The organism is Kitasatospora sp. CB01950, from assembly GCF_001905465.1.
GTDB lineage: Bacteria > Actinomycetota > Actinomycetes > Streptomycetales > Streptomycetaceae > Kitasatospora.
Genome location: NZ_LISX01000007.1, coordinates 405,317 through 416,626 on the forward strand (window position 1 = coordinate 405,317; position 11,310 = coordinate 416,626).

At 72.4% G+C, this 11,310-nt stretch carries 10 protein-coding genes; 4 read left to right on the top strand and 6 right to left on the bottom strand.

Annotation, left to right across the window (positions count from 1 at the left end):
* Positions 1 to 29 precede the first annotated feature (29 nt).
* The 3 genes from AMK19_RS20435 to AMK19_RS20445 form a co-directional block, all read right to left on the bottom strand.
* Complete coding sequence (locus tag AMK19_RS20435) at positions 30 to 341, bottom strand: ArsR/SmtB family transcription factor (RefSeq protein WP_073813749.1); 312 nt, start codon at positions 339 to 341, stop codon at positions 30 to 32.
* Positions 342 to 429: 88 nt separating this feature from the next.
* The gene (locus AMK19_RS20440; RefSeq protein WP_073813751.1) at positions 430 to 792 is read right to left on the bottom strand and encodes a DUF4180 domain-containing protein; all 363 of its coding nucleotides are present in this window, start codon (positions 790 to 792) and stop codon (positions 430 to 432) included.
* Complete coding sequence (locus AMK19_RS20445) at positions 789 to 1,214, bottom strand: helix-turn-helix domain-containing protein (protein ID WP_073813753.1); 426 nt, start codon at positions 1,212 to 1,214, stop codon at positions 789 to 791. The genes AMK19_RS20440 and AMK19_RS20445 overlap by 4 nt, the downstream gene beginning before the upstream one ends.
* Before the next feature lie 187 nt (positions 1,215 to 1,401).
* Between AMK19_RS20445 and AMK19_RS20450 the strand changes: the two genes are divergently transcribed.
* Together AMK19_RS20450 and AMK19_RS20455 are read left to right on the top strand one after the other, a co-directional pair.
* Positions 1,402 to 3,144: a CocE/NonD family hydrolase gene (locus AMK19_RS20450; RefSeq protein ID WP_073813755.1), complete on the top strand. Its 1,743-nt coding sequence runs from the start codon at positions 1,402 to 1,404 to the stop codon at positions 3,142 to 3,144.
* Positions 3,145 to 3,438: 294 nt separating this feature from the next.
* Positions 3,439 to 4,434 carry a serine protein kinase RIO gene (locus AMK19_RS20455; RefSeq protein ID WP_083647119.1) on the top strand — a complete coding sequence of 332 codons (996 nt, stop codon included), beginning with the start codon at positions 3,439 to 3,441 and terminating at the stop codon, positions 4,432 to 4,434.
* A gap of 12 nt (positions 4,435 to 4,446) precedes the next feature.
* On the opposite strand, the gene AMK19_RS20460 is transcribed toward AMK19_RS20455, so the two are convergent.
* On the bottom strand, positions 4,447 to 5,319 hold the full coding sequence (locus AMK19_RS20460; protein ID WP_073813757.1) for an MBL fold metallo-hydrolase: 873 nt from the start codon (positions 5,317 to 5,319) through the stop codon (positions 4,447 to 4,449).
* A gap of 200 nt (positions 5,320 to 5,519) precedes the next feature.
* On the opposite strand from AMK19_RS20460, the gene AMK19_RS38145 reads away from it, so the two are divergent.
* Positions 5,520 to 6,962, top strand: coding sequence for a serine/threonine-protein kinase (locus AMK19_RS38145; protein WP_073813759.1), 1,443 nt, complete (start codon positions 5,520 to 5,522; stop codon positions 6,960 to 6,962).
* A 56-nt stretch (positions 6,963 to 7,018) separates the two neighbouring features.
* Entirely contained in the window at positions 7,019 to 7,573 is a 555-nt protein-coding gene (locus AMK19_RS20470) for a hypothetical protein (protein WP_073813761.1), read from the top strand.
* Positions 7,574 to 7,621: 48 nt separating this feature from the next.
* On the opposite strand, the gene AMK19_RS20475 is transcribed toward AMK19_RS20470, so the two are convergent.
* The gene (locus AMK19_RS20475) at positions 7,622 to 8,476 is read right to left on the bottom strand and encodes an ABC transporter permease (RefSeq protein ID WP_073813763.1); all 855 of its coding nucleotides are present in this window, start codon (positions 8,474 to 8,476) and stop codon (positions 7,622 to 7,624) included.
* Positions 8,473 to 11,199 carry an alpha/beta fold hydrolase gene (locus AMK19_RS20480; protein ID WP_073813765.1) on the bottom strand — a complete coding sequence of 909 codons (2,727 nt, stop codon included), beginning with the start codon at positions 11,197 to 11,199 and terminating at the stop codon, positions 8,473 to 8,475. Before AMK19_RS20480 ends, AMK19_RS20475 begins: the two co-directional genes overlap by 4 nt.
* Positions 11,200 to 11,310 lie beyond the last annotated feature (111 nt).

Consider the following 11,310-nt stretch of genomic DNA (forward strand, 5'->3'; position numbering starts at 1 on the left):
AGACACGGGGACTGCGAACAGGCCTGGAGTCAGAGCTCGTCGGCGATGTGGGCCGCGAGCGCCCGGATCGTTCCTTCGTTGCGCCGGTAGTACGTCCACTTGCCGATCCGCTCGGACTCCAGCAGGCCGGCGTCCTTCATCGACTGCAGGTAGCTGGACACCACGGACTGCGAGAGGCCGGACCGCGCCTGGATGTCACCGACGCAGACCCCGATGTGGAACCCCAGGCCCTGCTCACGGTAGGCACTCTCGTCGAAGTGCTCGGCCGGGTTCTTCAACCACTCCAGGAACTGCAGGCGCGCCGGGTTGGCCAACGCCTTGTACACGGCCAGTGGGTCCACGATCCGCCTCCCGACTCGCTCCGCCGATGTCGTATCTACTTTTTGCGATTTTTGGAAGCGTGTCAAATGCGAGGGGCCCGGGCGCCGCTCACCCGGCCAGCCGGCCCGCCAGCTCGTCCAGATCCCCGACGAACCACAGCTGCAGCCCGCGGTTGCTCTCCCGCACGAAGTCCCGCAACGCGTCCGACCGCTCCACGTGCGGCGCGACGTCCCCCACCACCGCGAGACCCATCCGGTACTGGGCGAACTTCTGCACCACCCCGCCCGCGACTCCGCTGCGCAGCCGGAAGAACTCCTCCCCGAACCGCCCCACCGGCACCGCCACCCAGGACGCCCCCAGGTAGTAGGCGTTCCCCAGCAGGTCCACCGCGTCCTGCTCCCCCGCGACCGGCTCCCCCTCCGCCGCACACACCAACACCTGGACCCCGCCCAGCTCCTGAACCGCCGTCACCGCATGTCTCCCGTCATGTCGTCGATCAACCCGAGCACATCCCCCACCCGCCGCGGCGGCCCCAGCACCACGAACCGCAACGCACCGCGCGACTCGTCCCGGACCGCCTGCACCCACAACGGCCGCGACTCCCCCGAGGACCACGCGCCCGCCGCCGCCAGCACCGCCGTGACCAGCCGGTCCGCGTCCCCGCGCCCCAGCCCGTCCACCTGCACCACCGCCGAGACCTCCGCCGAGACCTCCGCCCGCGAAGGCCCCGCCGCCCCGCCGCCGGTGAACGCCTCCACCTCCGCCCGCGCGATCCGGTACTGCTTCCCGATCCGCACGGCCTTCAGCTTCCCGTCCCGGACATAGCCCCGGACGGTCTTCACGTGCAGCCCCAGCAGCTCGGCCACGTCCTCGACGGAGTAGAACTCCTGCACGCCGCATCCTTCCGCATCATTCCCTATCCGGCACCTGATAGGGAAGGTTACTCCATGATCGGATCGTCAAGCGATCACAGTCTTCGCCACCCTTTCGGGTGAACGAATCACGCAACAGCAGTACGCAGGCCGCCCCACGTTGACCATGAGAGCGCTGATTTCCTGCCCTTGCGAAAGGCATCGACTGATGAGCACTCCCGAAGACGGCACCACCCCCTTCACCGCAGACCGGTTGACGAACCTCCGGACCGCCGGCATCTACGCCTCGGGCACCAAGGTCTCGCCCGACGCCGTCGGCCTGGCCGAGGCGCTGGTCGCCACCCTCGCGGGCGCCGCCGAACAGCCGCTGCTGCCTGCGGAGTTGCAGGAGCTCGTCGACCAGGTGAAGGCGAAGGCGACCATCGGCCTGCCGCGGATCACCGCGGACGACGGGGTGCGGCTCTCCGCGTTCACCATCCGGCTCAACACCGACGAGCCGCGCCCGGTGGTGATCGTGCCGTCCGGGTGGACGCCGCTGGGCTGGACGCTCTTCGCCCACCTGTACCTGCGCCTCGCGCTGCGCGGCTACCACGTGCTCGCCTACACCCCGCGCGGCATCGGCCAGACCTTCCCGATCCCCGGCGGCGGCTTCATCGACGCCCCGTTCACCTCCGGCGGCACGGTGGACGTGGCCGGTCCCTCCGACTGGGCCGACGGCTCCACGGTGATCGACTACGCGCAGCAGCACTTCGCCCCGAGCCGGGTCGCGTTCTTCGGCGAGTCCTACGGGTCGGGCATCAGCCAGCTGGTCGCCGCCCACGACCCGGCGGGCCGCGTCGACGCGGTGGTCGCGCTCAGCACCTGGGGCGACCTGGCCGATTCGCTGTACCTCAACGAGACCCGGCACCTGGCCGCCGTCGAGGCCCTGATCGCGTTCACCGGCGGGCCGGAGGAGCGCAAGTTCGACCCGGCCACCCGCCAGCTGTTCGCGGACTTCCGCGAGGGAGCCAACCTGGACGAGGTGGTGGCCTGGGGCAAGGAGCGCACCCCCGCCTCCTACGTCGACCAGACCAACGCCCGCGGCGTGCCCACGTTCTTCTCCAACACCTGGCACGAGACGCTGTTCCCGGTCAACCAGGTCGTGGAGCACTTCGAGCGGCTAACCGTCCCCAAGCGCCTGAACCTGTGGATCGGCGACCACGCCGCCCCCGAGGGCGCCGGGCTGACCGTCCCCGGCCCGAACGCCCCCGTGGACGAGGCCCTGGCCTGGCTCGACCACCACATCCTCGGCGTCGCCAACGAGGTGCCGAGCTGGGAGCCGGTCAAGAGCCAGGTGATGTTCGAGCCCACCGTCCGCGAGAGCCACCCGAGTTGGGCCGACGTCAGCACCAGCACCGAGACGCTGTACCTGGACGGCGGGCAGAACGGGACGCTCGCCGCCGCCCCGGCCGCCGGCTGGAAGGCGTCGTTCACCACCGGCGAGCTCACCGAGGCCACCGCCGTCGACGACCTGATGGTCACCGGCCGGGAGGAGTGGCAGGGCAACCCGAAGAGCTACGTCACGGGGAAGTTCGACCGCCGCTACCTCGCCACCTGGACCTCCGCCGCCAGCGCCCGCCGGGTGCGCGGCGTCCCGGAGCTCACCCTGACCGTCACCCCCGCCGGGTCGAGTGCCACGCTGGTGGCCTACCTCTTCGACCTCGCCCCCGACGGCACCGCCCGCATCATCACCCACGAGCCGTTCACCCTCACCGACGTCGCGGCCGGCAAGAGCCGCACGGTGACGTGGCGTCTCCAGGCCGCCGCCTACGACGTCGCGGCCGGGCACAAGCTGCTGCTCGTGGTCAACGCCAAGGACAAGCTCTACTCCGACGCCAACACGCCCCTCACCACCCTGACGGTGGGCTCCGACTCCGGAGCCGCGGCCCGTCTCGTTCTGCCCCTCGGCTGACACGACGCACGGCCTGCCCGCCCCCCGCGGTGGGGGCGGGCAGGCCGTGCGATCTCCCCCTCGAAAAAACCGTTTGCATCGCTCGACCCGCTCGCTAAGGTAGTGCCCGTTCCGTCCGCACGCGTCTGCGCTGCGGTCGGCGAGACGAGAGAGGAGGTGTGGCCAGGATGGTTGCCGCCGTGACGCGGCGCGCTTTCGCCTGCGCGCCATACGCCTCCTCCCACCGTCTTCTCCCCACCGGCTGACAGCGCATCGATCCGCGCCCCGGTGGGCCACTCCTCAGGAGCCACCGCAGTGCGCGAGCGCTTTGCCGACAGCGATTCCTTCTCCCGTATCCGCCCCAAGGGCGCTTCTCGTCGCGGCCGCAAGGCCGACCGTTTCGACGACGCCGAGCCCGAGTACCTGTACTTCCCCTCCGAGGCCTTCGAGGACTCCCAGGAGTTCGACGACTCCGACGACTCCGCCGACTTCGAGGACGAGCCCCGGTCCGCCCCCGACGGCCCCCCGATGGGCGACCGCTGGTCCACGTGGGACCAGTCCACCCCCACCGAGAAGGGCCCGGAGCCCCGCCCCGGCTGGGTGGTCACCGAACTCGCCGCCGTGGACACCGAATTCGGCATCGTGAAGACCGGCAAGGAGGCCGACGTCTTCCTGCTGGAGCGCGCCGTCCCCGGCACCGAGCGCCGCACTCTGATGGCCGCCAAGCGCTACCGCGATTCCCAGCACCGCATGTTCCACCGCGATTCCGGCTACCTGGAGGGCCGCCAGCACAAGGAGTCCCGGGTCAGCCGCGCGATGGCGAAGCGGACGGCCTTCGGCAAGGAGGCGATCGCCGGCCAGTGGGCGGCCGCCGAGTTCGCGGCGCTGTGCCGCCTGTGGTCGGCGGGGGTCGCCGTGCCGTACCCGGTGCAGATCACCGGCACCGAGATCCTGATGGAGTTCATCGGCGACGAGGCCGGCACGGCCGCGCCGCGCCTGGCCCAACTGCGCGCCGAGGAGGCCGACGTCGAAGACCTCTGGGAGCAGCTGGGCCGCAGCCTCGCACTCCTCGCGTACGACGGCTACGCGCACGGAGACCTCTCGGCGTACAACATCCTGGTCCACCACGGCCGCCTGGTGATCATCGACGTCCCGCAGATCGTGGACGTCGTGGCGAACCCCCGCGGCCTGTCGTTCCTGGAGCGCGACGTGCGCAACGTCGGCGCCTGGTTCGTCTCCCGCGGCCTCCCGCCCGAGCGGGTGGAGGCCCTGGTGGAGTCCCTCGCCGAGGAGGCCCGTCTGCGCCGCTGACAATCGGCCCGGCTATTCGCTCGGCCACAGGATGAACCGCGGCAGCACCACCCGCCGCGGTTCCCCGCCGCTCGCCGCCACCGCACCGAGCGCGCCCCGGATCTCGTACAGGTGCGCGACGGCGAGCTCCAGCGGGGCCTCGTACGGCTGGTACGTGTACCGGATGGGATAGTCCACCCCCGGCCGGATCGACATCTCGATGTGGCACCCGAGCACGTGCGTGACGGGCCGCCGTTCGGCGAACTCGACCAGCCGGTCGATGGTCTGCGCGAACGCGGCCCAGTCGTCGATGTAGAGCCGGCCGGGGTAGACGGTGTCGCCGGTGAGCAGGAAACCGCTCCACGGGTCGTAGTAGGTGACCGAGGCGGCGTGGTGCCCGGGGGTGGCCAGGCACTCCAGCACCCGCCCGCCGAGGTCGATCCGTGCGACGGCCTCCGGGTCCTCGTCGAAGCCGAAGAACGGCCACGCGCTGTCCTTCCCGGCCGGCACCAGCTCCGTCCCGGGCCGGTCCGCGAACTGCCCGTCCCCGGCGACGTGGTCGCCGTGCGCGTGGGTGTGCACCACCAGCAGCCGGTAGTCCTCCCGGGGATTCTTCGCCAGCCACCCCTCGATCAGCTCGTCCACCGTCCGCCGCAACGGCAGGTACGCGGCCTCGGCGGTGGCCCCGGTGTCGATCAGCACGGCCCGCTCGTTGCCGAACAGCAGGTACAGGAACGGCGCTTCGTAGTTGACCGCCATGTTCTGCCGCAGGATGACGGTGTGCTCGTCGTACACGTGGACCTGCAGGTCCGGATCGGTGTTGTGCTTGGCCGACGGCGAACCGTGGTTCCACCGGACGTCCAGCGGACGTGCCTGGGGCCGGCCGGTGGTGAAGTCGATCGTCACTGCGCGATTCCTCCGGATATCTCCCGCTCGGCCCGCTGATTGACCGTGCGTCAGTACAACCTCTCCGCTCGAACGAACGTGCCCCGACGGCGTGTAGAGTCGCCGCGCGAAGAGGGCCGGGTCCCGACTTCCCTTCGGGTGACCGGTCGGGCCAGACTCTTTGCTGACACTTCGTACACCAGGCTCGGGGGAAACGGGACATGTGGGGTCGGGGGACGGTGCTCGGGGGCCGCTATGCCCTCACCGAGCGGCTCGGCAGCGGTGCCATGGGCGAGGTCTGGCGCGCGGACGACCAGGTGCTGGGCCGTCAGGTCGCGGTGAAGATCGTGCTTCCGGCGCTGATGGAGGACGAGGTCTTCGCGGCCCGGTTCCGCCGCGAGGCGACCGTGCTGGCGGCGATGAACCACCGCGGCGTGGTGCACATCCACGACTACGGCGAGGACGCCTCCGACCCGTCCGCGAGGATCGCGTACATCGTGATGGAGCTGCTGACCGGCCGCCCGCTGGACAAGGCCAAGGGCCGCGGCAGCTTCCCCCCGGACCGGGCGCTGGACGTCGCGGCACAGGTGCTGGACGCTCTGCACGCCGCACACCAGCAGGGCATCGTGCACCGGGACATCAAGCCGTCGAACCTGATGATCGACCAGGACGGCCGGGTCACCGTCACCGACTTCGGCATCGCCCGCACGCTGGCCGACACCCGGATCACCACCTCGCACGCGGTGATCGGCACCGCCCTGTACATGGCCCCGGAGCGCGCCGAGGGCAACGACGCCTCGGCCGCCTCCGACCTGTACTCGGTCGGCGTGGTGCTGTACGAACTCCTCGCCGGGAAGCCGCCGTTCACCGGCGGCACCCCGCTGGAGGTGGTGCTCAAGCACATCCGCGAGCCGGTGCCGGAGCTGCCGGGGTCGGTGCCCGCGCCGGTGCGCGCGGTGGTCGTGAAGTCCCTCGCCAAGCAGCCCGGCGATCGCTACCCGGACGCTGCGGCGATGGCCGTCGCCGCCCGGCAGGCGATGTCCACCCCGGCCGCCCTGGGCGCCGTCGTGGCGATCAACGAACCGTCGCCCGGCGATCCGCCCGTCGTCGCCGCGGACGCCGTCACCGAGCCCCCGCGGCCCGCGCCCGCCGGCCGCCGGCGGCTGGTCACCCTGGTGCTGCCGCTGGTCCTGGTCACCGGCGGCGGGGTGACCGCCCAGCAGCTGGAACTGCTGCCCTGGCAGAACCGCCCGACCACCGTCGAGTCCACCAACACCCAGAGGCCCCAGGCAGGTTCGGCCGGCGAGACCGGCCCGTCCGGCACCCCGTCCGGCGCCGCCCAGGGCAGCGACCCCGCCCAGCCCCAGCCCTCCGCCCCGCCGTCCACCGACGCGGCCGGCAACCCCGTCCAGCCCGGCGGCACGCCCGACCAGGGCACGAACAACGGTTCCGACTCCGGCAGTTCCAACGGCGGCTCCACCAACACCACCGGCGGCGGCAGCAACACCGGTGGCTCCAACGCCGGTTCGGGCGGCGGAGGCTCCAACGGCGGCGGATCCAACAGCGGCGGTTCGAACGGCGGCGGATCCACCCCGAACCAGCCCGCCCCGACCACCCCCACCTGCTCACCCGGCGACAGGTCCCAGCTCTTCCGCTTCTCCTGACCCGACTCCCCTCCACCGCACCGGAGTTGTCACACCCCTCGGGAAGAGTGCCGGACATGGCCGAACAGTACGTCACCGCCTTCGCGGTGGACGCCGCGCTGCTGCTGCGCCTGCCCGGCTCGGGCGTGGCCGGACTGCCGGGCATCCCGCGCTCCGCCGCGCTCACCGAGCTGCTCGCCGGCCGCCTGCGCGCCGACGCGGACTCCCGCTACACCGCCCTGCTGCCCGCCCTCGCGGGCACCCTCGGCACCCCGCTCGGCGAGGCCGCCCTCGCCGGCCGCCACTGGGACGAACTCACCGATGTCTTCCGCGAGTTGAACCTGCCCGCGCTGGCCGCACTCTGGTCCCGCCGCTGGCCCTGGCCGGACGGCGCCACCGACGACCGGCCCTGGCCCCACCCGACCCTCACCCCGCACGCCGCACTCCCGGCCGTCCTCGCCGACCTGGCCGCCCTCGACCCCGCGGCCCTCCCCGACCACCCCACCGCCCACCTGGCGGACGAGGACCTCGAAGAGGCCGCCTGGTTCCTCACCGAACACCTCCCCACCTGGGCCTCCCACGCCCACACCCGGTCCCTCGACCTGCTCCTGCTCCGCGACGGCGCCCGCTGACCCCCCGGCTCCCGCCGGCCGGAGCCTTCCGGGGCTTCCGACCGGCTGTCAGGACACCACGTCCTTCGTCGCGAACCCGCGGAACGCCAGCGCCAGCAGAATCACCGCGTACGACAGCGACAGCACCACGCCCTGCACCATCCCGCCCCACTCCAACTGCGGCTGCAGTGCGTCCGCCCACGCGTACTGCCAGTGCGCCGGGAACCACTCCCGCAGCGAGCCCAGCGCCGTGACGGCGTCCAGCACCCCGGTGATGATCGACGCGAACACCGCCCCGCCCACCGCGCCGAGCGGCGCGTCCGTCGCCGTGGAGAGCCAGAACGCCAGCGCGCCGACCACCGCTTCGGCGAGGAACACGTACAGCACGGCGAGCGCCAGGCGCGGCAACGCCTCCGTCGCGGAGAGCGTCGCCCCGGTCGGGAGCTTCAGGTCGCCCCACCCGTACGCGGCGGTGCCGACCACCAGCCCGACCGCCGGCAGCAGCACCACCGCCGCGGCCGAGAACATCATCGCCACGGTGAACTTCCGCGCCAGCAACCGGGCCCGCGGCACCGGCGCCGCCAGCAGGTAGCGCAGTGAGGACCAACTCGCCTCGGAGGCCACGGTGTCGCCGCAGAACAGCGCCACCGGGATCACCAGCAGGAACCCGGTGCCCATGAACAGCAGCGTGGTGGCGAAGTTCGCGCCGGACGCGGTGGCCAGCTCGATGAACGTGGTGCGGTTCTCCCGCCCCGGCGTCCCGCCGATCTGAAAAGCCGCCAACACGACGAACGGCAACGCGGCCAGCACCCCGCCGATCACCAGCGTCCGACGCCGCCGCAACTGCCGCATCGCCTCGACCCGCAGCGGCAGCGTCCGCCCGGGCCGATAACCAACGGCAGCCGTCTCCGTCACCGCACTCACGCCGCACCTCCGATCAGGGCCAGGAACGCGTCCTCCAGCCGTCGATGCGGGCCGATGCCCGCCACCGGCACGCCCAGGCGCACCAGTTCGGCGGTCAGCCGGCTCACCGCCAACCCGTCCAACCGGACCAGCAGCCCACCGTCCACCACCTGCACCGACTCGACACCGGCCAGCGCGGCCAGCTTCTCCGCGACCGCCGCCGCCTCCGTCTCGACGAACCCGTCCTCGACACTCACCGACAACTGCTCGCCCGCACCGGTGATCCCGGCCGTCGGCCCGGCCGCCACCAGCCGGCCGCGCTCCATCACCACCAGGTGCGTGCACGACTGCTCGACCTCGGCGAGCAGATGGCTGGAGACGATGACCGTACGGCCCGCGGCGGCGTACCGGACCATCACCTCCCGCATCTCGCGGATCTGCGGCGGGTCGAGCCCGTTGGTCGGCTCGTCCAGGATCAGCAGATCGGGCAGTCCCAGCATGGCCTGCGCGATCGCCAGCCGCTGCCGCATGCCCTGCGAGTACGTCCGCACCGCGCGCTCCAACGCCTCGCCGAGCCCGGCGATCTCCAGCGCCTCCGCGAAGTGCGCGTCCTCGACGGGCCGCCCGGTGGCCGCCCAGTACGACTCCAGGTTGGCCCGCCCGCTCAGGTGCGGCAGGAAACCCGCGCCCTCGACGAACGCCCCGACCCGCGACAGCACCGGCGCACCCGGCCGGATCGCATGCCCGAACACCCGGATCTCGCCCTCGTCCGGGCGGATCAGCCCCATCAGCATCCGCAGCGTGGTGGTCTTGCCCGCGCCGTTCGGCCCGAGCAGGCCGAGCACCTGCCCGGCCTCCACCCGGAACGACAACTCCCGCACCGCGTAACGGTCCACCGAACCCTTGTACTTCTTCGACAGCCCGGTGATCTGCAACGGCACCCCGGCCAGCTCCGGGTCCGGCGCCGGCGCCGCCACCCGCCGACGCCGCGCGAACACCAGCAGCGCACCGATCGCCAGCGCCACCAGCGGCAGCACCCACGTCCGGTTCGGCACCGGCGCGGCCTCGGTGCGCAGCCCGTCCACCGTCGGCACGCTCAGCGGCCCGGCCGCGGCCACCGTGTACGTGGCGGCCTGCGCGGGCGACGCGTACGCCAGGTCGGTGGACGCCAGCACCAGCCGCAGCCGGTGCCCGGCCGGGAACTCGTGGTCCACGGCCGGCAGCGTCACCTGCACCGTCCGCCCGCCCGCCGCGTCCGCGCCGGTCACCCGCAGCGGGGCCGCCAACTGCTGCGGCAGCGACTGCTTCCCGTCCGGCGCGACGTCGTACACCTTCGCGAACAGCACCGCCTCCGGCACGTCCGCCGTCACCCGCACCGCCACCGTCGGCGCGCCCGTCAGATGCAACGGGCTCCCCAGCGGAGCGGAGTCGAACGCCGCGAACTGCCCGGGAAAGTCGATCGACAGCCCCGCCCCCACCGAGGACAGCTGGGACAGCGCCCCGATCCCCGGCAGCGTCGAGATGTTCGGCGGCGCACCGCCCGGCGGATTCGCGATCCGCTGCTCACGCCCCGTCAACTCGACGCTGCGCTGCGCCGTTCCGCCGAGCCCGGGATAGCTGTCGGCATCCGCACCCCGCAGCACCGCCTGGAAGCCCGTGGAATCCACCCCGCCGGTCCGCGTCACCCGGAACGCCGGACCGGTCGAACCCGCTCCGCCCTTCAACCAGTGGTCGAACCACGCGGTCACCCGGTCGTCGACCCGCGTACTGGTCTCCTGCCCGCCGTCGTGGCCCGCCCCGAACCAGTCCACCGCCACCGGCGCACCGTTCGCGGCCACCGCCTTCGCGATCCGGTCGCCCTGATCCAACGGGAACAACGAATCCTGCTGCCCCTGGACCACCAGCGTCGGCACCTTGATCCGCTCCGCCACCGACGACGGACTCGACCGCTCCAACACCCGCACCGCATCCGCGTCCGGCCGCCCGGCCGCCGCCACCCGGTTGTACATCGCGCACAGCTCGTCCCGGAACCGCCCGCACCCCACCGGCCCCTCGGCCTGCTGCGTCGGCCCGCCCAACCCCGGGCCGGACGCCGAACCGGTGGTGAAGAAGATCCCCGCCCACAGCTTCTTGAACACCCCGTCGGCGGCCGAACTCCCCTGCGCCGCCTGCGGAAACAGCGCATCCGCCAGGTTCCACCAGGTGATCTGCGGCGCGATCGCATCAATCCGCTTGTCGTACCCGGCCGCCAGCAGCGACACCGCCCCACCGTACGACGCACCCGTCACCCCGACCCGCGGATCGCCCTCCCCGTCCAACTGCACCTCGGGACGCTGCGCCAGCCAGTCCACCAGCCGCGACACGTCCGCGACCTCACGCTCCGGCTCGTTCAACCCGATCTGCCCGGACGACTGCCCGAACCCCCGCGCCGACCACGTCAACACCGCGTACCCGGCCCGCGCCAACTCCTCGGCCCGCTGCCGCTCGCTCTCCTTCGACCCGCCGAACCCGTGCGCCAACAACACCGCCGGACGCCGCCCCGCCCCACCCGACGTGAAGAACGAGGTGTCGATCCGAACCCCCTCCGACACCTCCAGAAACCGATCCTCCCGCTGCACCCCCGCCGGAGCCCCCGCCCCCAGGGCCACCACCCCACCCCCCACCAACAACGCCACCACCGCGCCCCCGGCCACCACCACCCGCCGACGCCTCACCCACCCACGCCAAACCCCAACCAGCCCCATACCCGCAGATCCTAACCACGCCCCCCGTAGGCCCCCCATCAAACCCACCGCCCCCCCCCCCCACCAACCAACCCCACCCCGCCACCTCCGCCCGCCCGCCCCCCTTCACCC

Coding starts and splice junctions, on each gene's coding strand:
- AMK19_RS20450 (WP_073813755.1), top strand. CDS start 1,402: ATGAGCACTCCCGAAGACGGCACCACCCCCTTCACCGCAGACCGGTTG.
- AMK19_RS20480 (WP_073813765.1), bottom strand. CDS start 11,199: ATGGGGCTGGTTGGGGTTTGGCGTGGGTGGGTGAGGCGTCGGCGGGTG.
- AMK19_RS20470 (WP_073813761.1), top strand. CDS start 7,019: ATGGCCGAACAGTACGTCACCGCCTTCGCGGTGGACGCCGCGCTGCTG.
- AMK19_RS38145 (WP_073813759.1), top strand. CDS start 5,520: ATGTGGGGTCGGGGGACGGTGCTCGGGGGCCGCTATGCCCTCACCGAG.